At 69.4% G+C, this 25789-nt stretch carries 22 protein-coding genes and 1 pseudogene; 13 read left to right on the forward strand and 10 right to left on the reverse strand.

Features of this window, described 5'->3' with window-relative positions:
• Positions 1-28: 28 nt before the first annotated feature.
• Positions 29-925 carry a LysR family transcriptional regulator gene (locus AC069H_RS28485; protein ID WP_478234373.1) on the forward strand — a complete coding sequence of 299 codons (897 nt, stop codon included), beginning with the start codon at positions 29-31 and terminating at the stop codon, positions 923-925.
• 21 nt (positions 926-946) lie between these two features.
• Here AC069H_RS28485 and AC069H_RS28490 read toward each other — a convergent pair whose 3' ends face one another.
• The 3 genes from AC069H_RS28490 to AC069H_RS28500 form a co-directional block, all read right to left on the reverse strand.
• Positions 947-2041 carry a S1 family peptidase gene (locus AC069H_RS28490; RefSeq protein ID WP_478227069.1) on the reverse strand — a complete coding sequence of 365 codons (1095 nt, stop codon included), beginning with the start codon at positions 2039-2041 and terminating at the stop codon, positions 947-949.
• A gap of 250 nt (positions 2042-2291) precedes the next feature.
• Positions 2292-3440, reverse strand: a complete 1149-nt coding sequence (locus AC069H_RS28495; protein ID WP_478234374.1) for an SGNH/GDSL hydrolase family protein — start codon at positions 3438-3440, stop codon at positions 2292-2294.
• 8 nt (positions 3441-3448) lie between these two features.
• A complete protein-coding gene (locus AC069H_RS28500) occupies positions 3449-4021 on the reverse strand; it encodes a TetR/AcrR family transcriptional regulator (protein ID WP_478234375.1) in 573 nt (190 codons plus the stop codon).
• Positions 4022-4178: 157 nt separating this feature from the next.
• Here AC069H_RS28500 and AC069H_RS28505 point away from each other — a divergent pair, with 157 nt between their 5' ends.
• On the forward strand, positions 4179-5174 hold the full coding sequence (locus AC069H_RS28505; protein WP_478234376.1) for a hypothetical protein: 996 nt from the start codon (positions 4179-4181) through the stop codon (positions 5172-5174).
• Here the strand turns inward: AC069H_RS28505 and AC069H_RS28510 are convergent.
• Both AC069H_RS28510 and AC069H_RS28515 read right to left on the reverse strand, forming a co-directional pair.
• On the reverse strand, positions 5154-5591 hold the full coding sequence (locus AC069H_RS28510) for a Dabb family protein (RefSeq protein WP_478227073.1): 438 nt from the start codon (positions 5589-5591) through the stop codon (positions 5154-5156). The two genes, AC069H_RS28505 and AC069H_RS28510, sit on opposite strands and share 21 nt — an antisense overlap.
• On the reverse strand, positions 5588-6760 hold the full coding sequence (locus AC069H_RS28515; protein WP_478234377.1) for an MFS transporter: 1173 nt from the start codon (positions 6758-6760) through the stop codon (positions 5588-5590). The genes AC069H_RS28510 and AC069H_RS28515 overlap by 4 nt, the downstream gene beginning before the upstream one ends.
• Positions 6761-6841: 81 nt before the next feature.
• Between AC069H_RS28515 and AC069H_RS28520 the strand changes: the two genes are divergently transcribed.
• From AC069H_RS28520 to AC069H_RS28530, 3 genes and pseudogenes are all read left to right on the forward strand, one after another.
• Complete coding sequence (locus AC069H_RS28520) at positions 6842-8293, forward strand: FAD-binding protein (RefSeq protein ID WP_478234378.1); 1452 nt, start codon at positions 6842-6844, stop codon at positions 8291-8293.
• Positions 8215-8961, forward strand: a complete 747-nt coding sequence (locus AC069H_RS28525; protein ID WP_478227076.1) for an EI24 domain-containing protein — start codon at positions 8215-8217, stop codon at positions 8959-8961. The genes AC069H_RS28520 and AC069H_RS28525 overlap by 79 nt, the downstream gene beginning before the upstream one ends.
• 86 nt (positions 8962-9047) lie before the next feature.
• Positions 9048-9479: pseudogene (locus AC069H_RS28530) on the forward strand (carboxypeptidase-like regulatory domain-containing protein); the annotation flags it as partial.
• Positions 9480-9505: 26 nt separating this feature from the next.
• Here AC069H_RS28530 and AC069H_RS28535 read toward each other — a convergent pair.
• Complete coding sequence (locus AC069H_RS28535) at positions 9506-9664, reverse strand: hypothetical protein (protein WP_478234413.1); 159 nt, start codon at positions 9662-9664, stop codon at positions 9506-9508.
• A gap of 51 nt (positions 9665-9715) precedes the next feature.
• On the opposite strand from AC069H_RS28535, the gene AC069H_RS28540 reads away from it, so the two are divergent.
• Positions 9716-9979 carry a hypothetical protein gene (locus tag AC069H_RS28540; protein ID WP_478234414.1) on the forward strand — a complete coding sequence of 88 codons (264 nt, stop codon included), beginning with the start codon at positions 9716-9718 and terminating at the stop codon, positions 9977-9979.
• Between the two features lie 81 nt (positions 9980-10060).
• Here AC069H_RS28540 and AC069H_RS28545 read toward each other — a convergent pair whose 3' ends face one another.
• Complete coding sequence (locus AC069H_RS28545; RefSeq protein WP_478234379.1) at positions 10061-13045, reverse strand: 3-keto-alpha-glucoside-1,2-lyase-like domain-containing protein; 2985 nt, start codon at positions 13043-13045, stop codon at positions 10061-10063.
• 153 nt (positions 13046-13198) lie between these two features.
• On the opposite strand from AC069H_RS28545, the gene AC069H_RS28550 reads away from it, so the two are divergent.
• The 6 genes from AC069H_RS28550 to AC069H_RS28575 all read left to right on the forward strand — a co-directional run bounded on the left by AC069H_RS28550 (position 13199) and on the right by AC069H_RS28575 (position 21542).
• Complete coding sequence (locus AC069H_RS28550; protein ID WP_478234380.1) at positions 13199-14512, forward strand: hypothetical protein; 1314 nt, start codon at positions 13199-13201, stop codon at positions 14510-14512.
• Positions 14509-15564: a hypothetical protein gene (locus AC069H_RS28555; protein ID WP_478234381.1), complete on the forward strand. Its 1056-nt coding sequence runs from the start codon at positions 14509-14511 to the stop codon at positions 15562-15564. Before AC069H_RS28550 ends, AC069H_RS28555 begins: the two co-directional genes overlap by 4 nt.
• Positions 15551-18592: a hypothetical protein gene (locus AC069H_RS28560; RefSeq protein WP_478234382.1), complete on the forward strand. Its 3042-nt coding sequence runs from the start codon at positions 15551-15553 to the stop codon at positions 18590-18592. The genes AC069H_RS28555 and AC069H_RS28560 overlap by 14 nt, the downstream gene beginning before the upstream one ends.
• 58 nt (positions 18593-18650) lie before the next feature.
• Positions 18651-19178 carry a hypothetical protein gene (locus tag AC069H_RS28565; RefSeq protein ID WP_478234383.1) on the forward strand — a complete coding sequence of 176 codons (528 nt, stop codon included), beginning with the start codon at positions 18651-18653 and terminating at the stop codon, positions 19176-19178.
• A 183-nt stretch (positions 19179-19361) separates the two neighbouring features.
• Positions 19362-20207 (forward strand): DUF3592 domain-containing protein, encoded by an 846-nt coding sequence (locus AC069H_RS28570; RefSeq protein ID WP_478227083.1) that lies wholly within the window; start codon positions 19362-19364, stop codon positions 20205-20207.
• 21 nt (positions 20208-20228) lie between these two features.
• A complete protein-coding gene (locus tag AC069H_RS28575; RefSeq protein ID WP_478227084.1) occupies positions 20229-21542 on the forward strand; it encodes an MFS transporter in 1314 nt (437 codons plus the stop codon).
• On the opposite strand, the gene AC069H_RS28580 is transcribed toward AC069H_RS28575, so the two are convergent.
• Both AC069H_RS28580 and AC069H_RS28585 read right to left on the reverse strand, forming a co-directional pair.
• Positions 21535-22350, reverse strand: coding sequence for an MBL fold metallo-hydrolase (locus AC069H_RS28580; RefSeq protein ID WP_478234384.1), 816 nt, complete (start codon positions 22348-22350; stop codon positions 21535-21537). The genes AC069H_RS28575 and AC069H_RS28580 overlap by 8 nt on opposite strands.
• 82 nt (positions 22351-22432) lie before the next feature.
• The gene (locus AC069H_RS28585) at positions 22433-23029 is read right to left on the reverse strand and encodes a DUF6801 domain-containing protein (RefSeq protein WP_478227086.1); all 597 of its coding nucleotides are present in this window, start codon (positions 23027-23029) and stop codon (positions 22433-22435) included.
• Between the two features lie 228 nt (positions 23030-23257).
• On the opposite strand from AC069H_RS28585, the gene AC069H_RS28590 reads away from it, so the two are divergent.
• Entirely contained in the window at positions 23258-24040 is a 783-nt protein-coding gene (locus AC069H_RS28590; RefSeq protein ID WP_478227087.1) for an adenylate/guanylate cyclase domain-containing protein, read from the forward strand.
• A 244-nt stretch (positions 24041-24284) separates the two neighbouring features.
• Here AC069H_RS28590 and AC069H_RS28595 read toward each other — a convergent pair whose 3' ends face one another.
• Positions 24285-25673 (reverse strand): Gfo/Idh/MocA family protein, encoded by a 1389-nt coding sequence (locus AC069H_RS28595; protein WP_478234385.1) that lies wholly within the window; start codon positions 25671-25673, stop codon positions 24285-24287.
• Between the last annotated feature and the right edge of the window lie 116 nt (positions 25674-25789).

The following is a 25789-nucleotide window of genomic DNA, read 5'->3' on the forward strand; positions in this document are numbered from 1 at the left end:
TCTGTTCATAACAGGCGAGGTATCAGCAGTGGATCTTCTGGCACTCCGGTACTTCCAGACGGTCGCCCGGCTCGAACACGTCGGCCGGGCCGCCGAAAAGCTGCGTGTCGCGCAACCCTCGCTCAGCCGGACCTTGGCCAGGCTCGAGAACGACCTCGGCGTACCGCTGTTCGACCGGCACGGCCGCCGGATCCGGCTCAACCGGTTCGGGACCGCGTTCCTCCGCCGCGTCGACCGGGCGCTGGCCGAACTCGACGACGCCCGTCAGGAACTCGACGACGCCGCCGGGCTGGAACGTGGCACCGTCGCCGTCGCAGCCGAAAGCCTCCTGGTCCTCACCGAACCGCTTCGCACGTTCGTCCCCAATCATCCGCTGGTGGACTTGCGGCTTTCCCAGGCATCGGCGGAGGGGATGGCGGACAAACTGAGAGCCGGCGACGTCGACCTCTGCGTCACGTCGCAACCCTTGACCGGCAACGACATCCGCAGCCGTGTGCTCCTCGACGAGGCGGTGATGCTCTGCGTTCCTTCCGGGCACCGGCTCGCCGAGCGCGGCCGTGTCGGCCTGGCGGATCTCGAGGGCGAGCCGTTCCTCACCACGCGGCCCGGTTACTGGCAACGCGGGCTCGTCGATCGTCTGTTCGCAAAGGCCGGGCTCGACCTGCACGTCGTCTGCGAGGGAGACGAAGCCGCGGTGCTCTTCCAGCTCGTCGACGCGGGGCTCGGTATCGCGCTGGTGCCTTCCCTGGGGTTGCGCGCCGTCACCGGCTCGGCGGTGGTCTGGCTGGACGTCGACGATCCCGACTGCCGCCGCGTGCTCAGCGTCGCGTGGCGCGAGGACACGTACCTTTCCGTTGCCGCCCAACGGTTTCGCGATCACCTGGTCGGCCACTTCCGTGCGCGGGCCGAGCCCCGGTCGAGGTGACCGGGGCCCGGTGGGGCGCCCTTACGGGTTGAGCGTGACGCTGTAGGCGCTCAGTGCCTCGCCGATCGGCTGGTAGTACGAAGTGCCACTGCCCTTGCCGGAGGTGATGCCGAGGCCGACGCTGCCGGAGAAGAGGCAGCCGCCCGAGTCGCCGGGGTTGGCCAGCGCGTTGGTCTGGATCAGCTGGTGCACCGAGCCTTCGGCGTAGTTCACCGTGACGTTCAGCCGCTGCACCGAACCCGAGGTGAGGCGGGTGGTGCTGCCGCTCTTGCTGATCCGCTGCCCGACGGTGGCGGTACCGGCGGAGGCGATCCGCTGGGTGGAGCCGTTCCACAGGGTGACGGCGCCGGGTGCGCTGCCGGTGGTGTTGCGGATCAGGCCGTAGTCGTTGGTCGGGAAGCTGGCGCCCTGCGACGGTCCGACGTTCCACTGCGACACCGCGCGGGTGCAGTGACCGGCGTCGAGGATGTAGTTCTGGCCGCCGCGGTTGGTGTTGAACCCGACCGAGCACCGGGTGCCGCCGCCGGTGATGGCTTCACCGTTGTAGATCGCGGTGTGCATTTCGCCAGTGGTCCGCTCCACGCGGACGCGGTCGCCGAGTGCTTCGGCGGCCTTCACGAGGGCTTCGGTGCCCTTGGCCGCGTCGGAGATGGTCAAGACGACCTGGTTGGCCTTCGGGTCGAGGCCGATCGACGTGTGCGCGACCGACGGCAACGCCTGCAGGGCGTTCTGCGCCCCGGCCAGCGCGGCGCTGGAGTGCTTGACCACCCGGGCCTGCGCCCCGGTTGCCGTCACCTGGTCCGCGGCGGCCTGGTCGAGGACGTTCACGACCGGCTTTGCGGCGTCGTCGAGGTATCCGTCGGCGGCGCGGGAGCCGAGCGAAGCGGTGACCTTCTGCAGCTTCTCGACGCTCGCCGTCTGCGTCCGGAGGAATTCGACGGCGGCGGCCTGGCTGATCCCGGCTTCGGCGGCGAGGGACGTCACCGCCTCGTGCTGCACCGTGGGGGAGTAGCCCGCGATGGTGGTGGCGGTGGCCGTGGACGGGGCGAGGAAGCCGGCGACCGCGGCCGCGGCCACCAGTGTCGTGGCGGTACGGGCTAAGGGGTTTGTGCGCATACCGGTGACTCACTTTCGCGAGGGGACATCCAGCGCGAGGGGTGGCCGCACTGGACACAGTGGGTAGCCGGGCACGGCCAAGGCGACCCGGCGCCGGTGATCCGGTGCCGATCATGGTGATCCGCCGCACCGGTGGCGGATACCGACTTTCGTTGGACAGGAAGAAAAATAGGTACCCGCCGTTCGGTCTACCGACGGATACGCGCACAGCAAACGGTGGGTACGTGACTCGCGTGATCAGGAACGGATCTCACGTGAGTGCGGCGTCGAAGGCCAGGCGGGCGAAGCGCTCCCCGATGAGCCGGTGCGTGGCCGCGTCCGGGTGGAGGGCGTCGGGCAGCGGCAGCTCGGCGTGGTCCGCCTCGCCGTACAGTTCGAGGCCGTCGAGGTACCGCAGGTTCGGATCGGCCGCGCTCCGTTCCTTGACGATACGGGCGAGTTCTTCGCGGATCACGGTGAGCGTCAGCTTTCCCGATGCGGTCTCCGCGGGATCGCCGGCGGCCCTGAACCGCACTTTCCCCTCACACAGGGCGTCCGGGTCGAACTCGCCTGGCCCCGGCGTGTGTTCGTGGATCGGGCAGTGGATCGGCGAGACGACCAGCAACGGCGTGGTGGGATGGCCTTCCCTGATGGTGTCAAGGAAACCGTGCACCGCCGGGCCGAACGCGCGCAACCGCATCAGGTCGGCGTTGACGACGTTGATGCCGATCTTGACGCTGATGATGTCGGCGGCCGTGTCCCGCATCGCGCGGGCGGTGAACGGGTCGAGCAGCGCGCTGCCGCTGAAGCCCAGGTTGACCAGGTCCACCCCGGCGAGGGCCGCGGCCGTGGCGGGCCACGTCCCGGTCGGGGTCGTCGCGTTGGAACCGTGACTGATGGAACTGCCGTGGTGCAGCCAGGTCCGGCGACCGCTCGACTGTGCACTGTGGACGGACGAGTCGGTGCGCAGGGCGACCAGCCGGGTCGTTTCGTTGTGCGGCAGCCAGATTTCGACGGTCTTCTCGTGACCGGGCAGGTCGTCGAACCGCAGGGTTCGCACGGGGCCGGGCTCGTGCCGCGCGGCACCGGTGGCCAGGTCGACGCTGATCGTGTCGCCGTCGGCCACGCTCGCCTGCCTCGAGAGCCTGCCGTCGACGAACAGTTCGTAGACGCCGTCGGGCCGGGGCGGTGTGCCGGTGAAGACCCGTTTGGTGGCCAGGACGTCGAGTTCGACGAGGGACGCCGTGGTGCGGAAGACCAGCCGCACGCCGGACGGTTGCGACTCCGCCATGGTCAGCTGGCCGTCGGGGATCTGCTGCCGCGCCCGCGCGGGCAGCCGGTGGGGGAGCACGCCGCGCTCGGTGGATTCGAGGTCGAGCGCGCCGCGGACGAGGTCGGCGGTGATCGGGGTGGTGAGCATTCTTCCGTTCATTTCGTTCGGGGCCAGGCGCGCAGCAGGACGTCGAGCGCGTCGAGGATCTCGGTCCAGCTCTCCTGCGAGCCGGGGGTGCTGTGGCTGAAACCTCCGGCGGCCTCCAGACCGACGAAACCGCTGAACACACTGCCCAGCAACCGGACCGCGTGCGTCCGATGCGGTTCGGCGAGGTCGTAGCCGCGCAGGATCGCCCGCGTCAATTCGGCGTGGCGGACGCCGGCGCTGGTGGCCGCCTTGTCCGGTGCGAGCCGGAACCTCGCGGCGGTGAACCGGCCCGGGTGTTCGAGGGCGTAGTCGCGGTGGACGTTCGCCAACGCGACCAGCGCCTCCTTGCCCGCCAGTCCCGCCACCGCGGTGACGGCGAGATCGGCGAGTTCGGCCAAGGCCAGCAGGGCGATCTCGGTCTTCAGTTCGTGGGCGTTCCGCACGTGCGAATACAGGCTCGCCGTCTTGACGCCGCACCGTTTCGCGAGCTCGGTCGGGGTCACGTGCTCGAAACCGATCTCGTCGGCCAGCTCCGCGCCCGCCCGGATCACCCGTTCCGTCGTCAATCCCGCTCGCGCCATGGCTGCCACTCTACCATAGTCCATTTGGGAGTTGCCTAATAGGATTAGGAGACGAAACCTGGGTTCGGTAGCGCCGGGCTCGGCAAAGGGTGGACCGGCCGAGGCGCCATCCCGCCCTCGGCGACCGGCTGCCCGCGAACCGAACTCTGGAGTGTCCATGCCGCTCACCCTCGTCCGCGGGTTCCTGACCGGGATCATCAGCGGGACGACCTTGTGCGCCTTCATCGCCGGCGTCGTCATCGAGTACGTTCCGCTGATCATCACGGGCGTCGGACTGCCGATCGTCTACGGGATCCTGCTCTACCTCGCCGGGGCACCGCGACGCGCCCGTGAGGCGAAGATCGTTCCGGTGGTCGCGCTCGCCAAGATCGAAAGCCTTCGTGCCGGGGGCACCGAGACGGGGGACATCCCGGTCGAGCTCGCCCTCACCGTCGCCCCCGACGGCCTGGCCACGTTCCGGGTGAAGATCACCCACGGCATCAACCTGGTCGACATCCCGAACTACCGGACGGGCGACGTCCTCGTCGTCCGGTACCCGCCGGACCGGCCGTGGAAGGCGGAGGTCGTGGACCGGCCGCCGCCGTCGTGGGAACGCCGCGCGGCCGAAGCCACGATCGAATCCGCTCCGGAGTCCAGCCTGGTGCAGGAACCGACGGAGGGCTGCGGGTTCGCCGCGCTCGCCGTCCTCGGGTTCCTGCTCGGCGCGGCGCTCGTGCTGTTCCAGTTCGGCGCGGAGCTGTTCGCGCCGGAAACGCCTGCCCGGACGGAAGAGACCCAGTCCAGTGTGACCACGTCCTCCTCGGGATCCGCGACCGTCGACGTCGACAGATCCCTGCTGGGCGAAGGGGAGTTGCGCCGGGCGATCGACTCATTGGCGCAGGCCGCGGACGTTTCGCAGGTGATCACCGTTGTCGTCGAGGACCGGCGGCTGACCGTGGTCTTCGCGCCGACGGGCGCCCAGGTGCCGCGGTTCGACCTCCGCGCGCTGGAGGTCGACCGCGTCCCTGCCCTGGTGCGGCGGGCGAAGGCGACCATCGAAGTCGGGGAACCGCAGACGTGGCAGGTCACGACCGTCCCGTTCGGCACCGCCGTCAGCACCCGGGTGATCGTGACCGGCCCCGACGGCAGCGGCTCACTCGCGGACGGTGGCTGAAGCCGGTCCGTGCTTTCCCGGCGCGGCGCTGCCGGAGTATTCGCCGAGATCGGAGATCAGCGCGGTCAGCTCGGCGTCGTTGTCGTAGCGACGCTGGTGCAGTTCGGCGATCTTCGCGCCCATCTCCGGATCCGGGTCGTCGGTGATGTCGAAGGACGCGAACCTGTCGACCAGCGGCAGCCCGACCCGGTCGGTGTTCCGGTGCGCCGGGTGCATGAGGTACTCCCAGTACCCGTCGAGGTCTTCGATCGCGAAGACGGCGCCCCATTCGTAGTCACCGCCGAAATCGCGGCCGACGACGAAGGACTTCACCGACGGGATGACCCGGCCTTGGTTGCGGAGGCTTTCCAGAGCTTCTTCGACCTGCTCCGGGGAGGCGTCGGGGCGCAGGGTGAAACGGTTGCCGTGGTAGATCATCGTGTTTCCTTTCCGTTGTTCCGGTTCGGGAGGAGAGCGGCGAGTGCCGCTCCGGCGCCCAGGGCGACACCGGTCCAGGTGAACGCGCCGGCGATGCCGATGCCCTGGACGAGTGGCTGGACGACGATGGGGGACAGGAACTGCCCGAGGAAGATCGCGGCGACCAGGCCGCTGAGCACGCGGCCGCGGTGCGCGGGATGGGCGAACTCGGCCAGGCGCAGGTTGAGGTTCGGGACGACGAAACCGACGCCGAACCCTCCGACGAGCAGTCCGGCCACGACCTGGGCGACGGTGCCCGCCGTGCCGATCACCAGCCAGCCCGCGCCCATGAGCGCGACGCTCACCGTGGTGATCGCCGTGGGGCTCAGGCACTCACGCAGGCGGGGGAACGCCAGTGCACCGGCGACGCTGGTCAACGTGCTCCCGGCGACCACGGCCCCGACGACGGCGGGGCCGCTGCCGAACCCTTCCAGCAGGAAGGGCAACTGAGTCGGCGCCATGTAGAAGACCAGTGTCGCCACCAACGCGAGGACGTAGACGCCGATGATGCGCGCGGGCAGCCGGGTCCGCTCGCGCTCACTGACCGCGGGACTGCTCCGGACCGGTTCGCGCAGGGATGTGATCGCGAAGATCGCCACGATCGCCGAGACCGAATAGATCCAGAACGGCGCTTGCCAGCTGACTGTGGCCAGCACCCCCGCCAGCGGCAGGAAGACGACACCGCCGAGACTCGCGAAAGCCTGCTGCAACGCGAGGAACGAGGCACGGCGCTCGCCGGAGTACCAGTCGGTGATCAGTGTGCTGACCGCGGTCATGATCCCGCCGACGGCCAAGCCGAGCCCCGCCCGGGTGATCAGCAGCAGGTAGAGGTCGTTCACGAAGAATCCGGCCGTCCCGGAGATCGCGTAGAGCCCGAGGCCGGCCAAGAGCAGGGGGCGGCGTCCGGCGCGGTCGGCGACGATCCCGGACAGGGGCGCGCTGATCGCGATCGCGAGGGAGGTCACGGTCAGCGTCAACCGCACGAGAAGGCCGGAGCCGGGGGTACCGGAGAAGACCTCCCGCATCGCGGGCAGGCTGGGCGCGATGATCGCCGCGGCCATGATGGTCAGCGGTGCCGCGGCCAGCACGGTGCCGCGGGCTCGCCGCGTCGGCGCCAATGTGTTCGTCACGCCCCCAATCTCGCAGCGCGACGGCGGGGTTCGCGTCGGTGAAAATCGCCTATGTCCGCCCGTTCTCGGTAGCGTGCGAGCATGACCGACGAGATCCTGCCCGCCATCGCCGGAGCGATCCTCACCGGAGAAGCCGCGCTGTCCGTGGCGGGGAGGGACTGGGGCAACCTGATCCACACCAGGCCCGGGCTGGTCGTGAGGCCCGCCTCGGTGACCGACGTGGCGATCGTGCTCAGGTTCGCCGCCGCGCGGGGCCTGCCGGTCGCCGCCCGCGGAGCGGGGCATTCGCCGTACGGGCAGGGACAGGTCGAGGGCGGGATCCTGCTGGACATGACTTCGCTGCCGCCGCACAGGGTGGTCACCGGTGATCTGGTGTCGGTGGACGCGGGCGCCCGCTGGCGGGAAGTGCTGGAGGCGACCTTGCCGCACGGGCTGGCACCTCCGGTACTCACCGACTATCTCGAGCTGACCGTCGCCGGCACCCTGGTGGTCGGCGGGATCGGCGGCGCCACCCACCACCACGGCACACAGACCGACGGCGTGGTGGAACTGGAGGTCGTCACCGGCGCCGGAGAGGTGCTCACCTGCTCACGCGAGAGCGGCGAGGACCTGTTCGACGCGGTCCTCGGCGGCCTGGGGCAATGCGCGGTGATCACCCGCGCGACCCTGCGCCTGACCCCGGCCCCGGCGCGGGCCCGGCGATGGAAGCTCTACTACGACTCGCTCCCGGCGTTCTTGGCGGACCAGCGCGCGGTTGTCCGTGACGGTCGTTTCGACTACGTGGAGGGCCAGCTGATCCCCGTCGGCGACGGCTGGCGGTACAGGCTGGAGGCGGTGGCCTACTACTCGCCGCCCGCCGGGCCGGACGAGGACGCGTTGCTGGACTCGCTCGGTTTCGGCGAGTCCGAAGACGAGGACACGAGGTATTTCGACTTCCTGAACCGGATGGCCGACGGGGAGGCCGCCCTGCGGGCGGAAGGAAGCTGGTTCCATCCGCATCCGTGGCTGAACGTCTTCCTCACGGACGACACGGTCGAGCGGTTCGTCGCCGAAACCCTCGCCACCACCGGCGAACCCGAACTGGGTGCCACGGGACTGGTCCTGCTCTACCCGGTGCGGAACGACCGGTTGAAGACTCCGCTGTTCACCGTGCCGCGGGGGGGAGATCTCCTGGCTGTTCTCGCCGCTGCGCGTCGGTTCGCCCCGCGATCCGCTGCACAACGCCCGCTTGCTGGAGCTCAATGTGGACCTCTACCGGAAGGCACGCGAGCTGGGCGGGAAGGTCTATCCGTCGAACGCGCTGCCGATGTCCACAGAGGACTGGCGCGCGCATTTCGGCGGCGCCTGGCCGAAACTCGCCGACGCCAAGGCCCGGTACGCGCCGGGGAATCTGCTCAACCCCGGACAGTGCCTGCGGGTGCCCTGAGGTCCGCGGACACTGGTAGAAATGTCCGATGCGGGATTTCTTCAAGGGTTTCCGGATGTTCGGGCAAGGCCTGGGCATCCTTCTGCGGTCGCCGAGACTGCTGCTGATCGGCGCGCTGCCCGCGTTGCTGACCACGCTGTTGCTGATCGGCGGTGTCGTCGCGCTGGCTTTCTGGATCGATGATCTCTCGCTGCTGCTCACCCCGTTCGCCGACGACTGGTCGCCGGGCTGGCAGACGACGATCCGGGTGGCGGCCGGTGTCGCGGTGTTCGGGGTGGCGCTGGCCATCGCCATGATCGGGTTCACGGCGATCACCCTCGCCGTCGGCGGGCCGTTCTACGAACACATCGCGGAGAAGGTCGAGGACGACCTCGGTGGCGTGCCCGGCGCGGTGGACCTCTCGGGGTGGCGGTTGCTGGTGCTGGGCCTGAAAGACGGCATCGCTCTCGTGCTCCGCTCGCTGCTGTTCACGATCCCGCTGCTGATCGCGGGCTTCATCCCGGTGGTGGGGCAGACGGTCGTGCCGGTCCTGCTGGCCTTGGTGACGGCGTGGTTCCTGGCGCTGGAACTGATCGCCGTGCCGTTCTACCGGCGGGGGATGGGCTTGAAGCAGCGCCGGCCGCTGCTGCGCCGGCACCGCGCGCTCGCCCTCGGGCTGGGGCTTCCTGTGTCGCTGCTGTGCCTGATCCCGTTCGCCGCGCTGATCGTGATGCCGGTGGGGTTCGTCGGCGGTGTGCTCGTCGCCCGTGAGGTCCTCGCGGCGGAGGCCTCCTGAGCCTCCCCGGGCCGTGTCTGTGTCAGATGGCGCAGACACAGCAGCCCCTCGGCGCCATCGTTGGCGGACACTGAGGGGAGCTTCCGATGAAGAGAGCACTGTTCCTGGCCACCGCCATACCGATCGCGGCCCTGCTGACGACCGGTCCGGCCGTCGCCGCCGAAGGGATCGTGTCCGGGGTGGTCAAAAGCCGCGGACTCCGGAGAGCCGATCGCCGGAGCGTGCGTGACGCTGTTCGATCTCGACCTGAAGGAAACTACAAGGCACGCGCGACCGCCGCCGGATATGCCGAGCTTTGGTCGCACAACAAGGGAAGCGCGCTCGCCGCGGACGTACTGGGCCTGCCGCACGCACTGGATTTCGGCTTGCGGCAGGGCGCGGCCACCGTCCGCGGCCGGATCACCGACCAGGGAAAGCCCGCCGCGGGGGCGTCGGTGAGCTTCACCGACCAGAACCAGCGGTGGTGGTCGACGGTCCTCACCGCGGCGGACGGCACGTACTCGTTCGGCGACGTGAAGGCGGACACCTACACGATGGTGATCACCTACGGCGATCGCTCGCAATGGATCCGGCGGAAGGCGAGCTTCCCGGAGGCGGAGACCTTCGTCGTCGCCGATGACCAAGTCGCCGTCGTCGACGAGGCGATCGCACCGTACGGGAAGCTCCGGGTGGTCGCGACGGACGAGAAGACCGGCGCGCCCATCGCGGGAGCGTGCTCGCAAGTCGAACAAGGGCATCCGCCGCAGCTGCGCAAATGCGCCGGCGCGGACGGCAAGCCCACCCTCGGGTACGTCTACAGCTACAGCGCGCGCACCGGGACATCCTCGACTGGGCCACGCCGGACTCGGACGGGCAGTACACCGTCAACGGCCTCGCCACGCAGAACGTCAAGATCAAGTTCTACGTCGACGCCGAATGCTGGTACCGGGACGCGGCCGAGTTCGCCTCCGCCACACCGATTCCGGTCACCGCCGGGCAGACCACCGGCGGTGTGGACCTCGGTCCCTGCCGCCGCTGAGCCTCAAGTTCGTGAAGGCCTCCTTCCCTACCGTGAGGGTAAGGAAGGAGGCCTTCACGGACCACGCCGGACCGGCATGACTCAGCCGATGGGCTCGATCCAGATGTTGCGGAACCGCGGGTTCTCCCCGGGATCCCCGTGGTCCTGCAGCCGGATGGCGCCCGGTGCCGCGCTCTCCGGGATGCTGTCGCCCGTCCCGCCGTCGATCGCCACGTCGTTGTGGACCACGACGCCGTTCCAGACCACGGTCACCCGGGCGTTGTCGGTCTTGTTCCCGGCACCGTCGAACCGCGCGGCACGGAAGGTGACGTCGTAGGTCTGCCAGGTTCCGGGAGCCGTCGCCATGTTCCGGTCGGGTGCCTTCTTCGAGTAGATCGCGCCCGCTTCGTTGTCGGCGAGCGTGGTGTCCCCGAAGGATTCGAGCACCTGCAGTTCGTAGCGTTCCTGGAGGTAGACGCCGCTGTTGCCCCTGGCCTGCCCGGTGACCTCCGGCGGGTAGTTCGGCTCGTTCCACTCGACATGCAGTCGGAAATCACCGAACTGCTGTTTCGTGCGGATGTCCCCGCCGTACGACTCCATCGCGCCGCCCGAGACCGGCCAGGTCGCCGCGCCGCCCGCGCGTTTCTCCCACGCGTTCAGATCGGTGCCCTTGAACAGCTGGATACGCCGCGACTCGGTCAGGGTGAGACTGTCGAGATTGACGTTGCCCGCGTCGCCCGTGTCGTAGCGATAGGAGATCGTGTTCGCCCCGGCTTTCAGGTTCAGCGTCTCGGGCTGTGTGTTCCAGGTGTCCCAGTTACCGGTACTGGCGAGCCTGACCTGTTTCACCTTCGTCCCGTTGACGTAGACGGTCACCGATTTGGTCCCCGGCGCCGGATCCGGGCCGTTCGAGTAGCGCAAGGCCGCGTTGTAGGCACCGGACTTCGGCGCGTTCACGGTGAACGTCGTGGCGGCGCCCTGGTTCCAGTAGCCGTCGACGAATCCGGTGCCCGTGTAGCCGGCGTGGTTCGTGTTCGTCCCGGCGCCACCGCTCAACGCGGCCCGCTCGGCCTCGTAGGTCGTACTCGCCGGAGGGCCACCGACCAGAGAATTGAGCGTGTACCAGGCCTCGGTGCTCCACAACGCCGCACCGGACTCCGCCGCGAACGGACGCGGCGAACGCACGTGGACCACGTGCCCTGCCTTCAGGCCCGCCATCTGCAACGTGACCTTCTTGCGGTCGGCCGAGAGGCTCGCGGCCGTGACGGACAGGGTCTGCTCGTCGATCTTCGGTCCGCCGTACGCGGGGGTGGGCTGGTAGCGCCACTGCTGAGCCTGGTACTTCGCCGCGAGGTTTTGCGCGGTTTCGGCCGACAGCGGCTGGGTGTACTCCAGTTCGAATCCGCCCGCGACGGCCCGCATGGCGCGGATGTCGAAGGCGTTCGTGCCGTTGGGCGTCACCTTCTGGAGGCCGTAGGCGAGCTTGCCGGGCTGGCCCCAGTTGCCGCCGCCGTCGATCCCGCCGGTGTAGATCGCGCCGTCGGGGCCGAGGCTGATCCGGCTGACACCCGACTCGAGTCCTTGTGTGAGACGGAAAACGGCTCCCTGGTACTCGCCGTTGACCTTCTCCAGGAACGCTCGCTGAAGCCCGCCGTAGGTCACGTCGCCGTACACCATCTGCCCGGCGAACGGGCCCTGCGAGAGCATGACCATGTTGCTCGGCGAGTTCGCGATCTCGTTGTGCGGCAACCACAACACGGGAGCGGTGACGGGCTTGGAGTCGAACGGGCCCGGGGGATTGGTGTAGTGGTTGAAGAAGCGGTCCTGCTTGACCCGGACGAGCTTGTTCGCCGGCAGCCAGCCGCCCTGGTTGTCCGTGACGAAGACGTCGCCTTCCGGTCCCCAGCCGATACCGTGCGGGGTGCGCAGCCCGCCGGCGATGTAGGAGACCTGGCCGGTGGCCTTGTTCACCTTGATCGTGGTGCCGCGGTTCGGCGCGGGCTGCGGGTCGGTGGTGGCGCCGCCGTAGTTGATGGACACGGAAAGGTTGGCGTAGAAGAAGCCGTCCTTGTACAGCAGGCCGAACGCGAACTCGTGGAAGTTGCCACCGAACGGCCACGTGGCCACGGTGCGGTAGTCGTCGGTCACACCGTCACCGGTGGTGTCGTTCAGTTCGACGAGCCGAGTCTTCTCCGACACGTACAGCTTGCCGTCGACGTACTTGACGCCCATCGGTTCCTTCAGCCCGCTGGCGACGCGCTGGGTGCGGACCTTGCTCGGGTCGGTGTTCCCGCTGACGTTGCTCAGCAAGTGGACCTCGCCGAGGGTCTTGTCGGAACCGCCCCAGGTGGCGATGGCGAGCCGTCCGTCCGGCAGCCAGTCCATGCCGGTGACCTGCGGCTGGAAACCGTCGGGACGCAGGTTCGTCAGCGTGAAACCCGGGTGGACGCCGTTCAGCGGCAGGCCGTCACCGGGCGAATCCGTGGCACCCTCGCATTCCTTGCGCCCCGGCGAGGTCACCCGGACGACGTCGGCGTCGGTGCTGAGCACCGAATTCGGCACGAGCGCGAAGTCCGCCGCGCCCGGTGGCCGCCATTCGAGGGTGACCTGCTGGTCGTGGAGGTTGTCGAAATGGTCGATCCGCAGTGCGTGATACCCGGTGCTCAACTGGACCGAACCGGTCGCGGGAGTCGCGCCGTGCAGGCCGTCGTGGTTGATCACCGTCTGGCCGTCGATCCGGAGCCGGGAGCCGTCATCGCTGGTGAGCCGGAATTCGTACTGCCCGGCCGAGGCGATGTTGATGTTGCCGATGACCTCGGAGACGAACTGCTCGTTGAGCCCGAAGTCGGCCGTGGTGGTCCAGTTGATCGTCGGCATCAGCTTGTCGACGTTGGGAGTCTGGCCGGATTTGATCGAGCAGAGCTTGGTGAGCTCGCGCTGCAGGTCGTACGTGCGGAGCGTGACACCTGGTTGCTGGGGTGGGATGGCCGCTTCTGCCGGGGCTGTCACCAGCCCGGACACTGCCGTGACCAGCGCCAACGAGGCGACGATGGTCCGGTTGAAGCGCTTGCGGACAGACGGAAGCATCGTTGCTCCTCGGGTCGGCGGCGGAGCACCTCTGTGACGACGCTGAACCTAAGAGGACTTTCGGTTGAAGTCAACGAAAGTATGTACAGAACGGACGAAAGTTAGTCCGAACGGTCTCTCGGATAGAGTCGTGGCCTGCGGGAGGGAGGGCGATTGACGACGGAATCGGGCGGGCCCCGGCTGCGTTCGGCCGTTCTCACTCAGGCATGGGAACGCATCGACGGTGTCGAGGTCCTGTCGTCGGCCGACGGCGGTCCGCTGACCCGGACGATCAAGAAGCTCATCGACCCGCTGGTGATCCGCACCGCCGCGCGGCCCCGGCTCGGTCGTCCCGTGCTGGACCCGGCCACGGCGGCCGAGCTGACGGAAGTGCTGCTGGCCGACGCGGACAGGCTGCGCGCGACGGCCGCGTGGTTCACCCACCTCAAACGGCAGCGCCGCGCTCTGCGCATCACCGCGGGCAACGTCCAGGACGTGTGTTTCCCGCTGGCGTACGAATTGGCGACCGGTTTCGGCTCGCCGGGGCCGGACGCGGCGGAGACGGCCGCGGCGGCGTTGCGGGATCTGCACGGTGAGGGCGGCGCGGTGGGCGTCGATCAGCTCACCTCCTACCTCTCGGATCCGCGGTACTCGGCCGAGCTGACCGCGGAACTGCGGCGCCGCTGGCAAGCCGAATCCGCCGTACCGCAGGACATCACCGCACTCGGCGCGTTCGTCGACGAACTTTCCGACTCCGCTTGGCGAGCGCTCGCCGATTCGGTCACCGGGCACGCTCTCGGCCTGATGCTGCGACAGCCGGGCGGGGCCCGAGGCTTGAGCGAAGTCGTCCAGGCGATTTCCGGGCTGCCCGTACCGGATCTCGGTCTGCAGCGCGGGGATCGCACCACCGTCCCTCCGCTGAACCGGAGCGACGAAACCGGTCCCGAACTCCTGGAACGCAGTGTCGAGCGACGGGTGCGCGCGACCCTGCGCCGTCTGCCTCTGGATGAGCGGGCTCCCGTCGCCGAGCTCGTCGATGACGAACTCACCAGGGTCGCCGCCGGATTCGGGCTCGGCTTGCCCGCGCTGGCCGCGTGTTTCGCGCTCGGGGTCGTCCTCGCGCCCGCGCTGAGGCCACTCGACGGCGCGGCGCCCGCCGGCGTTCCCGAATTCGCGCGGCGGCTCAATGCCCAAGTCGCCCGGGAGGGGTACGTCCTGCACGCTCGTCGAGCCCTGGCCGGCGTCACGCCGCTCACTCCGCGACCCGACGCCGAACTCCTGCGCGATCTTCACGAGTTCGCCAAGCACTTCCTCGGCAGGCTGTGGGTCCGGCTGCACGGCTTCGACGTCCGCGGTGACCAGCCCGCCGACGCCGCCGACGTACGCGACCTGGTCACCGGCGTGGTCCGTTCGACCTCACTGGATCTGCGGACGAAGGTGCGGCGCGCGCTCACGGCCCGCCTGCCGGAGCTGGAGGCCGTGTCGTGACGCATCCGGTGCATACTCCCGTCATCGCGGCCGATGGCGGCCTCATTCGCTTCGCCCTCGTCGATCTTCTCGCGGGCCGGGCCTCCACGATGCACATCGAACTCACCGACGCCGCGGCCGCGGAACCCTGGCTGACCCGGCTCGCGGGCGCGGAGGCGACTCTCGTCGCGCTCGGCCAGGGCCACATCGAGCTTCCTGCCCAGCCGGAACTCGGCAGGCTCGCTTTGCTGCTGTGGCTGCGTCGCTGGTGGCCCGCCGGTCCGTCACTCGGGATTCCCTCGCTGGATCCGGCCTTGCTGGATCTCGAGACTGCGGTCGCGACGGCCGACGTCGAGGGCCTGGCCGAAGGTCTTCTCGACGGGTTCGAAGCTTCCCCTGCCGAGCTGTTCGACGCGGCCATCGCGGACGACGCCCTCCTGGCGGCGGGCCCGCCGGTCGCCGAAGAAGTCCGCGGATTGTGCACCCGGCTCGCCGCCTGGTTCGACGACGAGGACGACGTCGTACGCGCCGAGACGGCGGCGGAAATGTCGGCACGGTGGGAAACGGCGACACCCGGCCAACGCGCGTACGCGCTGGCCGCGGGCCTCGATCCGCTCGCACCCGGCGAAGGGGTATTGGCGAGCGGACGCGCGAGCGTCGACTGGGCGCGGGTACCACCTGGGATCCTTGACGCCGGTGAGGACGCGGTGACCTGGCGGATCGTCGCCGCCGCGACCGCCACGAGGCTCGAAATCGTCGTCGCGGGCGCGTTCGCCGACGCGGCCATCACCGCGTTCGCGAGTCATGCGGGCGAGCCGTTCGCCGAGGTGCCGCTGGAGCTGGGTGCCGGGCGGTTCTCCGGCACGGCGGAGCTGGACGAGACCGCGACCAGGCTCGCCGCTCGTGTCCATAGTGGACAGATCGCCGTCGTTGTCGGCGTCGCGGGAGAAGGTGTCGACGGGACCACGGCGGAAGACCGGGCCGAGGTGGTCGCGCTCGTCCGGGCACGTCCTCCGGCGGCAAGGACGCTCGCCGAACGGGCGGCGGCCGCTTCCGCCGATGAGGAGTTCTGACGTGCTCGTCGGCATGCCACCGCCCCGGAATTCACCCGACCGCCCGCTGCCGCCCGAACTGGGGCCGGCGACCTCGCACGGTTACAACTGTCGTTGTGTCGCACGGCATTTCGGCCTCGATCCGGCGCCGTACGGCGAACTGCCCGCGTGCTCGCTGTCCGAACGCCAGTACCGGAAGCTGCTCGTCGAAGCGGTCGAACTCCAGGACAAGGCCAAACGGCTCGCCGTCGCCCGGGACGTCGCCGGTGCGCACCGGACGTACGGCAAGATGCGGGAGATCGCGCAGCGGCTCGACCGGACGGATCTGGACCTCGCCGCGGTCAGCGATCTGGCCACCGTCTGCTACTCCACCGGCGACCTTCGCAACGCTCGTCAGTGCGCCGAAGCCGTGCTCCAGGCGTTCAAAGTCAGTACCGCCGCCATCGTCCACTACGGACAGTACGCCGAGCTCCGGATGATCGAAGGCTCCCGGGAGGTCGCCGAGCGCGTGCTCATCTCCTTGAGCACGGAGGAAGGCGACGTCGTCAAGGCGCGTGAGTTGATCGCCGGGCAACGCCGACGGGCGGCGCAGCGCAAGGACGCGGGGCCCGGACAGTACCCGCCAGAGCTGCTCGACGTGTACGGCGCGGACGAGCTGGAACTGCGGATCTTCCACGTGCGCGTCCAGATCGCCGCCGGGGACATGGCGGGCGCGCGGACCGCGATCGAGGACATCTTGACGGCTCTGGATGCCATCGCGGAGATCGACGATGTCCGCGGGCAAGTGGCGGCACTGCAGGCGATGGCGCGAGCCGAGCGGGCCCGCGTCCGCCAGGCGGGTGGCGAAGACACCGACGCGCGCGCGGATCTGCTGCGGCTGAGTGCCCAGCACGAAGGCCGTCCCTTGGCCGCCAGGGCGAGCATCGAGCTGGCGGCCGACCGGGCCTTCGGCGGCGACCTCCCCGGAGCGGTCGCCGCGATCGTCGCCGCCCGCGAGGAACTCGCGGCCGCGGGCCTGAACGGCGATGTCGCGGAGGCGAGCCACGCGCTGGGCACACTGCTGCTGTACACAGGAGACGTCGTGCAGGCCAGGGATCAGTTCGAGCACGCCGGAAAGATCTGGACGGCCAATGCCGACGTGCCGGGCCTGCGGCGCCTCGACGTGGCATTGGCCCGCTGCGCGATGGCCGAAGGCGACTGGACGAAGGCGAGTGAACACGTGACCCGCGCCCGGGAGTCGGCGCGGACGTCGGGGGACTGGTCGGATCGCCTGCACACGGATTTCGTGGCGGCCACGATCGGCTTCGCGCACGGCGAAGACCTCCCGGCCGTGCTGGACCTGCTGCTTCCGCTTGCGCTCGCGGCGGCGGAGTACCGGTTCGAGTTCACCTCGCCGCAGGCACGCACGGCCTGGGCCCGCGACGTCGCCGGTCCGGCGACGGAAATGGTGATGGCGCTGCTGGCGCAGCTCCAGGAGCCGAGGCTGGCGGCGGAACTGATCGAGCGCACCTGCGCCGTCGGGGCGTACACGGGTGTGGAAGGGCGCTCGCTCGACCTCACCGGCGCGCTGCCCACCCTCGAAGTGGGCCCCGTCGCCGAAGGGCTTCCGTTGGCGGCACTGGGTTCCGTGACGTCGTCGCTTCCGCTGCGGCTCGCCCCACCGCCCGGGCTGCGCTGGTCACCCTCGTCGCCGATGGAGCTGGACCCGTGGCTCCGCCTGGCCGCCGAGCGGTACCAGCTGCCCCGCACGGTCACCGAAACCGTCGAGACCTGGCCGACCGCGAAGCCCGGACGCGAGACCTTCCTCCTGCGCTACGCCGACGCCGGCCACACCTTCCTCACCTGGCGGACCACCGAGGACCTCGACACCGTCCACACTCATCCGATCGAGTTCGCTCTGGTCGGGACCGCTCGTCAGTGCTTGGACGCCGCGTCGCCCACACCACGCGAGGGCGAGAGCGTGGCCGACGCCGTCCGTCGCTCACTGAGCGAAGACGCCTTCGGCAGCTTCGCCGGTGAACAACGCCTGGCGCGCGTCCTCGCCCTCAACCTCCTGCCAGCGGACCTGGTCGAGCGGCTCCGGCTTACCGCGGCCGGCGGAACCCGCCCGCTCCTGCGGATCCAGCCGTCCCCGAGCCTCGCCGGTGTCCCGTGGGGGCTGCTCGCCCTGCCCGACAGGCGGGCGGACCAGGTGCTCGAGATCGACGAGATCGGCGGCTGTTTCGACGGTGACGAGCGCGTTCTCGACGTCGCCGACGTCTCGCTGCTCGCCCCTGCCGCGATCCCGCGCCGTCGACCAGCCGCCGACGGCCCGCCGGTCTACCTGCTCGACCCGCGAATCCCCGGGCAGAGTGCCTTCGGCGAGCTGGGTTCCGTGCTCGGCAAGCAGGATCCGGGGTCACCGCTGATCCGTCATCTCGAGAAGCGGATCGCCGACGGCCCGGTCCTTCCCGCCGCCGCCCGTGGGCTCGATCTGGTCCGCCGCACCGACACGGACCGCCGTCTGCTCGCCGAACTGCTGTCCGGCCCCTGTGCCCGGTTGGTGTTCGTCGGGCACGTCAGCCGCGTCCGCGACGAGTACGGCGCGCAGACCGCGCTCCATCTGTCCTGTTCTGCCGACCTTCCCGGCACGGCCGCGCCGATCGGAGCGCACCGGCCGTTCACCGCCGCCGATCTCGCACTGTCCGAAATGGACGCCATGCCCGCGCGGGTGGCGCTGATCGGCTGTGCCAGCGCGAGCGATTTCGGCTTGGCCGAACCGTTCGGCGTGCTGCTCGCCGCCGTCGCGGCCGGCGCGGGACTGGTCGCCGCCACGGTCTGGGCGCTCCCGACCTCGGCCGCCGTGCCCGGTTCGGACCCGATGTCCGAACTCGTCATCGCCGTCGACACCGCGCTCGCAGGGGAGGATCCGGTCACCGAACTGTGCGCCTGGCAGCGGTCCCGGCTCGCCCGCTGGCGCGAGAAGCCCGAACCGGCGACATCGCCCGTCTTCTGGGCGCCGCTGACCTGCCTCGACGCGACCGACGACGGGAAAACCTGGGTTCGGTAGCGGAATGGCCCGCCGAAGCTGTGTCCAGCACGAACGACACGGCGAGAGGCGGCACCCGATGTTCAAGAAGATCCGCGACAAGATCAACGAAGCGACGCAGCAGGGCATGACGCGGGGTGCGCAGGACTTCCAGCGTCACGCGGAGCAGTTCCGGCAGGCCGCCGCCGCGCAGGGCCACGACATCACCCCGCAGCTGCCGACGCCGCAGCTGGCCGCGCAGGCCTTCCGGAGCCTCAATGCAGACCCCGACATGGCGGCGTTCATGGCACTGCCGATGGACGAGCAACTGCGCCAGCAGCAGGAACTCCAGGCCTACGGCACCGAACTGCGGCGGCTCTACGACACCTGCGAGCCCGCCACCCTGGTGGTCCGCGAGCTGGAGCCGACCGGCCGGAAGATCGCCGGGCAGGCGCAGTACACCGCGACGCTCGAAGTCACCCGCACCGACGGCACCACCTACCGGACGGTGACGCAGCTGATCGCGCCGCTGGCGACGATCCAGCAGTACGCGCCGGGCACCCGCCACGAAGCCCGCGTCGACCCCGCCGACCCGGCGAAGGTCGCCGTGTTCGGGCCGATCTCTTAGCGCTGGTAGGCGGAGCTGCGAGAGGTCCGGAGAAGTGACCATACGCGTGAACCCGCCCGGCCGAAGGCCCCGCTATCGCGGTGGCAGGGCGCCTTGCTCGCTCGACATGACCTTTTTGCCATACCGCGCCCTGCCGACGTCGATCGCGGTCGCGGGTTCACCCACAACAGTTAGGCGGCGGCGATGTTCGGGACCTTCGAGTTCGGCCTGCCGGGAGATCCCCGGCAGGCCCACCGCCCCGGCCTGCGGCTCTGGCTGCTCGGCGTGCCGACGACGCTCGCCTGGGCGGCGGCGGGCTGGTCGGGCGCCCTCGGGCTGCTGGACGGCTTCCGGTTGATGTCGCTGAACCGCGTCGACGCGTGGGGGCCCGACGCGGGCCCGGCGGTTTCGCTCGTCCTGTTCTTCAGCGTCTCGATCACGGTGGCTTCGTCGCTCGGGTTCGCGATGCTGTGGGGCGGCGGGATGTCGTTGCGCGGGATGGGCATCGGCTTCCGGGCGAGCAGCCTCGCCGCGTCCCTCGGCATCGCGCTGGGCAGCGGCGTCGCGATCCCTTCCTGGACGCCGCCCGAGGCGGTGGGGAAGCGGCTGCCGTCCGAACCGTGGACCGAGGTGGACTGGATCGTCTACTACGAGCCGTACCTCGTTCCGGCCGTGGCCGGGGTGACCGCGCTGGTCATGATCATGGTGCTGGGACGGGCGTTCGTCACCAAGGCCGAGGCGGACGACCGCGCGCAGGCGCTGGCCCAGACGGGCCGTCAGGTGATGGGCCAGGTACTCGGCGTCGAGTTCACGAACGTCTGGGTGATGGGGAATCCCAGGTTCACCGTGCAGGTCCGGTTCCCCACGGACGACGGCGAGCGGACCGTCGTCACGACGATGATCACCCCGCCGCTTCAGGCCCCTGCCCGCGGCTCGACGGTGAAGGTCACCTACGACCCGCGGAACCCCGACTCGGTCCAAGTGGACCCGGATCCCGCCGATCGGGCCGCCGGCGGAAACTTCGGTGCGTTCCTGCCTCCGCTGTTCTGATCGCCCTCTACACTCGCGCGGATGGACGAACAGACGGCAGAGGTGTCCACCGCGCCAGCGGTGCGCAAGGCGATGATCCGGCTGGTCCCGTTACTCGGGCTGCTCTATCTGCTCAACTATCTCGACCGGGTCAACGTCGGGTTCGCGGCGCTCACCATGAACGCAGACCTCGGCATCAGCTCGGCCGCCTACGGGCTCGGCGCGGGCCTGTTCTTCGTCGGGTACTTCTTCTTCGAGGTGCCCAGCAACGTCATCCTGCACAAGGTCGGCGCCCGGATCTGGATCGCGCGGATCATGATCACCTGGGGCATCGTGGCCTCGGCCACCGCGTTCATCCAGGGCGAGGTCAGCTTCTACATCGTCCGGGTACTGCTCGGGATCGCCGAGGCCGGGTTCTTCCCCGGCATCATCCTGTACCTGACCTACTGGTTCCCGCGAAAGCAGCGGGCCAAGATCGTCGCGCTGTTCTTCCTCGCGGTGCCGCTCTCGTCGGTCATCGGCAGCCCGGTCTCCTCCCTGCTCATCAAGCACGGCGACGGCGTCCTGGGTTTCGACGCCGGGTGGCGGTTCATGTTCTTCGCCGAAGGGGTGCCGTCGATCCTGCTCGGGGTGGCGGTGTTCTTCCTGCTGCCGAGCAAGCCGAAGGATGCGAAGTGGCTGACCCCTGGCGAGCGCACGGCGTTGCAGTCGGCGATCGACGCGGAAGACATCCGTGAGGTCGGCAAGGAGGTGAGCACCCGATCGGCGCTGACCGATCCGCGTGTGCTCGCGCTGAGCGCCGTCTACTTCGGCATCATCTTCGGCCTCTACGTGCTCGCGTTCTTCCTCCCGCAGGTGATCAAGGGCTTCCAGGAGCAGTTCCAGACCAACTACAGCATCGTGGAGATCGGGCTCATCACGGCGATCCCGTACGCCGTGGCCGCCGTCGCCATGGTGTTGTGGGCACGGCATTCCGACCGCACCGGCGAACGGGCGGGGCACGTCGCCATCGCCGCGTTCGTCGGCGCGGTCGCGATCGCCGCCGCGCTGTATCTCGGCTCGCCGCTGTGGGTGATGATCGCGGTGACCCTCTGCGCGGTCGGCGTGTTCACCGCGATCCCGGTGTTCTGGCAACTGCCCAACGCCTTCCTGTCCGGAGTCGGCGCCGCCGCCGGGATCGGCCTGATCAACTCCTTCGGTAACCTGTCGGGCTTCGTCGGCCCCTATCTCACCGGCTGGCTGCAGGGTTTGACCGGGAGCTTCCGCGCCGGGATGTGGGCCGTCGCCTTCTTCATGGCGATGGCGGGGGCCATCGCGTTGACCTTCCGCGGCAAGGACAAACGCGCGATCAAGTGAGGTGGTCGAAGTCGCCGTTCACCCACCGGATATGGGTTTCGGCGCTTCGGCGCACCACCGCGCGGGCATCCCGGTCGATGGTGTCACCACCGAGGGTGTAGAGGCGGTCGTAGGAGAACTCGTCGAGCCGGTCGACGATGCGGCGGACCACGGCTCCCGACAGCGGGATGTGCTTGGGGAAGTTGCGCTGGAACGAAACCCAGTCCGGCGCGAGCCCGCCCGAGATCGTGTCCCCGGCCAGGATGCTGCCGTCCGGCGTCCTGGCCACGGCGCTGCCGCGCATATGCCCGCCGAGCCGGACGAGTTCGAGGCCCGGCAGGGGTTCCACGCGCTCGTCCCAGAACTCGAACGCCGGATCGGGGGCGGGCAGCCATTCGCGGTTGCGTTCGTTGACCAGCACCGGAACCTCGCCCAGCGCGCGGCTCCAGCCGAGCTGGGCGCCGAACATGTGCGGGTGGCTGGTGGCGATCACGGCGACGTCGCCGAGCCCGCGCACGACGTCGAGCACCTCGGTGTCCAACCAGGACGGCGGATCCCAGAGCAGGGTGCCCGCCGGGGTCACCGCGATGAACGACCAGTGCCCGATCGCGAGGTTCGGCTCCCGTTTGATGCTGTGCAGGCCACGTCCGTGATCGCGGTGCGAGGTCTTGTGCGGCACGGAGATCAGTTCCTCGTGCGTCCACCAGCGTCCGGTGTGCGCGCCGAGGTCACCGGCTTCCTCGATGCCGACCTCGCCTCGGTCGAGAACGCACCGGGGAGGCTCGGGAGTGGCGGGATGTTCGATACCGCACCTGTCGCAGATCCACATGATCGACAGCTTGCGACCTCCAGTGCGCTGGAGGTCAAGACGCGTCTTCCCCCGGCTCGCCGAGCCGGGGGAAGACGGGGGTTCAGCTGATGGTCGTCTTGCCGAGGACGGCGTCCTGGTCGGGCGGGTCGAGCGCGAGCTGGACGTCGAACTCGCCGAGCGAGCTGTCGGTGACGATATGCGAGGTCGCCGCGGCGTCCACGCTGCTGGTCGCCTCGCCGGCGGGGGTGCCCGCGGGGATGGTGAAGTCGACCTTGCCCTGCGCGGTGAACTTCAGCGGCCCTTCGGCGGGTACCTCGGTGTCCGGGATCGGCAGCTCGATGGGAATCGAGATCTTCTGCTCGCCGAGCGCGATGTTCACCTTCGAGCCGATCGTGCCGGAGAGCTTCTTGGCACCGACGAGCCGGAGCCCGTCGCCCGCGGCCTGACCGGCGTCGACGTCGAGGGTGAACGGCACCGAAACCGGCTCCCCGGCCTTCGCCGCCGCCGGGATTTCCGCCTTCACGACCACCGCGACCTTCTGGTCGCCGATGATGGGGAAGCCGCCCTTGTACGTGAGATTCTTTTCGACGGCGGCAGCGGTTCCCGCCGCGGCGAGCATGACCGTCCCGGCGACGGCGGCCGCGATCCCGGCCGCGCAGAACCGCCGAACACCCTTCCGTACGAGGGTTTCCGTCATGTCAGGTCCTTTCATCGTTGAATGGGCTCGAAAGCGAATGTAGGTGGAAAGTCACCAACGAGGAAAGGAAAAGATCTCTCGCGTTTTCTTTGCGCTTCGATCTTGTCACGTGTATGTGGAATGGCGAGTTCGTAAATTGTCATGCGGGGGAGGAAAGGGGAAATGGTGTCCGCATTCTTGTCACCTCGGTGACAGGTGCGACGGACGCGAGGTGAGCGGGCTAGGGTCTTGATCGTGACCGAACGACCCGAGCCGTGGCACCTCCGGACCCGCAGGTTCCTGCGCGCGACGGATCAGCGCGGCGAACTGGTGCGCGGGGCGCGGTTCCTCCGCAGGCTGGTCCCGGGTGACCCGCTCGCGCCGTCGACGGGCCGCTCGTCCGACCGGCTCGCCCGGCTGCTCGCCGAGGCGGGTGCGGACCGGCCCAGCGCCACCCGCGAGCTGGGGCTGGCCGCCGTGCAGGCCTGGCAGGCCGTCCGCCGGTCCGGCGCGCCGCCGGTGTCCGCGGACGGGATCACGGTGCTGTTCACCGATCTGGTCGGCTTCTCGACATGGGCGTTGCAGGCGGGCGACGAACGCGTGCTGGAGCTGCTGCGTTCGGTCGGCGAAGTGACCGAATCGGTCGTCACCGGGCATCGCGGCAGCATCGTGAAGGGCCTCGGCGACGGCGTGATGGCCGTGTTCGCCGACCCGGGCGAGGCGGTGAACGCCGCTTACGAGACGTGCTCCGCCGTGAGTGTGATCAAGGCCGAGGGCTATCTCCCGCACCTGCGCGCGGGGCTTCATCGAGGGAATCCGCGGCGGGTCGGTAACGACTACCTCGGCGTCGACGTGAACATCGCCGCCCGCGTCATGGCCGCCGCCGACGGCGACGAGGTGCTGGCCAGCGGAAGTGTCGTCGACGAGCTGGACCCCGGCGCGGTGATCGTGCGACCGCGCCGGAGTTTCCGCGCCAAGGGGACCCCGAAGGACCTCCGTGTCTACCGTGTCGTACCTCGCTACTCCTCGTGAGTGGTGAGGACGCTATCGAGGGATAGGTCAACGGTGGCTTTCGCGGCATGAGCACCGGGCACCGTCTTCGGGATGCGCACAGCGGAGGTGTACCCGAATCGCCGCTCGTGACCACCTCCGTGGCGCGTTCATCGGACGCCAGGAGTCAGGAAAGTCCGTGAAGGCCTCCTTCCCTACCCTGAATGTAGGGAAGGAGGCCTTCACGGACTCGCCGCGTTCGCTTTGCCGCTCACGGGCCGGAGTCCTAGCCGGGCATCTCCGAAGGCTGCGAGTCCAGCCCCGCCCGGCGTTTCGTCCAGCCACCGCGCGTGAAGTCCGGCACCGCGACCGGTTTCCCGCCGCGAGCGAGGGAGACCACGCTCAAGGGCACGGGGGAGCACCAGGCCGCCGAGTCGTAGACGTCGATGTCCGGCACCAGCCCGGCGCGCATCTGCTGCACGATCCGCCACTGCAGCACGTAGTCCATGCCGCCGTGCCCGCCGAGGTTCGGGTCGTCCTTGAGCTTCTTCCACAGCCAGTGGTCGTGACGGTCGCGGTACGGCCCGAAGTCCTTCCACGCGTGGCCGCTGTGGTCGGGCTCGACGTAGATCCGGGCGGGGTAGTCCTCCACGATGCCGCGGCTGCCGGCGAGGCTGTTGATGCGGCTGTACGGACGCGGCGAGCTGACGTCGTGCTCGGCGCGGATGATCCGGCCCTGCTCGGTCTCGATCAGGCAGGTCACCAGGTCGCCGTTGATATAGGTCTCTTTCCACGACGGGTGGCCCGGCGGCATGTGGCGCTTCCGGTAGTCGGCGAGCCCCTTCGGCTCGGTCGCCGTGGCGCGCAACGTGGCGAACCGGTCGCCGCGGTTGACGTCCATGCAGGCGGCGATCGGCGCGAGGCCGTGCATCGGGTAGAAACTCGCGGTGCTGCGGGTGTGCCACTTCCGGCGCCACGCGTCGGTGTAATACGTGTCGGAGAACAGCAGTTCGCGCAGGTCGTGCAAATAGCCGCCGTGTCCGTTGGTGACCTCGCCGAAGACGCCTTCGTGCGCCATCTTGAGGATGGCCAGCTCGTTGCGGCCGTAGCTGCAGTTCTCGGCCAGGAACAGGTGTTTGCGGGTCTGCTCGCTGGTGTTGACGAGGTCCCACAACTGGTCGAGCTCGGTGGCGATGGGCAGTTCGACGCCGACGTGCTTGCCTGCCAGCAGCGCGGCCTTGCCCTGCGCGTAATGGAACTCCCACGGGGTGGCGATGTAAACGAGGTCGATGTCGTCGCGGGAGAGCATCTTCTGGTAGGCGTCGGCGGATCCGCCGTACTCAGCCGGGCGAGGACGCCCGCCGGCGGCGAGTTTGTCCGCGGCGGCCTTCGCGCGCTCGGCGCGGATGTCGCAGACCGCGGTGACCACGGCGCCCGGGACGGCGCTCCACCCGCCGATCATGGACATACCGCGATTGCCGAGACCGATCAGCGCGATCCGGACGGTCTGGTGCCGCTCGAACGGGACCCCGATCATGCTGCGCTGACCAGGACGGCGGGGTGCGCTTTCCGCCTCTTCCGCCGCGGTCGCGCTCGTCGGGATCGCGGCGAGCGCTCCGGCGGCGAGCGCGCCGCCGAACAGTGTCCGCCGGGAGACTGAGGGCAGGTCGGCCATGAAGAACACTCCTTCGTGTCGCCTTCGGTGCCCAGACTTTGTCCAATCGCCGCCGGATATGTCAAGAGATGTGCCAAAGTGTGCAGTAAACTGCACTATTGCGCAATTTGGATGCT

The organism is Amycolatopsis sp. NPDC043887, from assembly GCF_056435665.1.

What these genes read in the sequence shown, in the direction of transcription:
- AC069H_RS28490 (WP_478227069.1), bottom strand. Translation starts at nt 2,041, where the DNA reads ATGCGCACAAACCCCTTAGCCCGTACCGCCACGACACTGGTGGCCGCG.
- AC069H_RS28495 (WP_478234374.1), bottom strand. Translation starts at nt 3,440, where the DNA reads ATGCTCACCACCCCGATCACCGCCGACCTCGTCCGCGGCGCGCTCGAC.
- AC069H_RS28500 (WP_478234375.1), bottom strand. Translation starts at nt 4,021, where the DNA reads ATGGCGCGAGCGGGATTGACGACGGAACGGGTGATCCGGGCGGGCGCG.
- AC069H_RS28505 (WP_478234376.1), top strand. Translation starts at nt 4,179, where the DNA reads ATGCCGCTCACCCTCGTCCGCGGGTTCCTGACCGGGATCATCAGCGGG.
- AC069H_RS28510 (WP_478227073.1), bottom strand. Translation starts at nt 5,591, where the DNA reads ATGATCTACCACGGCAACCGTTTCACCCTGCGCCCCGACGCCTCCCCG.
- AC069H_RS28520 (WP_478234378.1), top strand. Translation starts at nt 6,842, where the DNA reads ATGACCGACGAGATCCTGCCCGCCATCGCCGGAGCGATCCTCACCGGA.
- AC069H_RS28525 (WP_478227076.1), top strand. Translation starts at nt 8,215, where the DNA reads ATGCGGGATTTCTTCAAGGGTTTCCGGATGTTCGGGCAAGGCCTGGGC.
- AC069H_RS28535 (WP_478234413.1), bottom strand. Translation starts at nt 9,664, where the DNA reads ATGGGCGCGCCGGTCTTCTCGTCCGTCGCGACCACCCGGAGCTTCCCG.
- AC069H_RS28540 (WP_478234414.1), top strand. Translation starts at nt 9,716, where the DNA reads ATGCGCCGGCGCGGACGGCAAGCCCACCCTCGGGTACGTCTACAGCTA.
- AC069H_RS28545 (WP_478234379.1), bottom strand. Translation starts at nt 13,045, where the DNA reads ATGCTTCCGTCTGTCCGCAAGCGCTTCAACCGGACCATCGTCGCCTCG.
- AC069H_RS28560 (WP_478234382.1), top strand. Translation starts at nt 15,551, where the DNA reads ATGAGGAGTTCTGACGTGCTCGTCGGCATGCCACCGCCCCGGAATTCA.
- AC069H_RS28565 (WP_478234383.1), top strand. Translation starts at nt 18,651, where the DNA reads ATGTTCAAGAAGATCCGCGACAAGATCAACGAAGCGACGCAGCAGGGC.
- AC069H_RS28570 (WP_478227083.1), top strand. Translation starts at nt 19,362, where the DNA reads ATGTTCGGGACCTTCGAGTTCGGCCTGCCGGGAGATCCCCGGCAGGCC.
- AC069H_RS28575 (WP_478227084.1), top strand. Translation starts at nt 20,229, where the DNA reads ATGGACGAACAGACGGCAGAGGTGTCCACCGCGCCAGCGGTGCGCAAG.
- AC069H_RS28580 (WP_478234384.1), bottom strand. Translation starts at nt 22,350, where the DNA reads ATGTGGATCTGCGACAGGTGCGGTATCGAACATCCCGCCACTCCCGAG.
- AC069H_RS28585 (WP_478227086.1), bottom strand. Translation starts at nt 23,029, where the DNA reads ATGACGGAAACCCTCGTACGGAAGGGTGTTCGGCGGTTCTGCGCGGCC.
- AC069H_RS28595 (WP_478234385.1), bottom strand. Translation starts at nt 25,673, where the DNA reads ATGGCCGACCTGCCCTCAGTCTCCCGGCGGACACTGTTCGGCGGCGCG.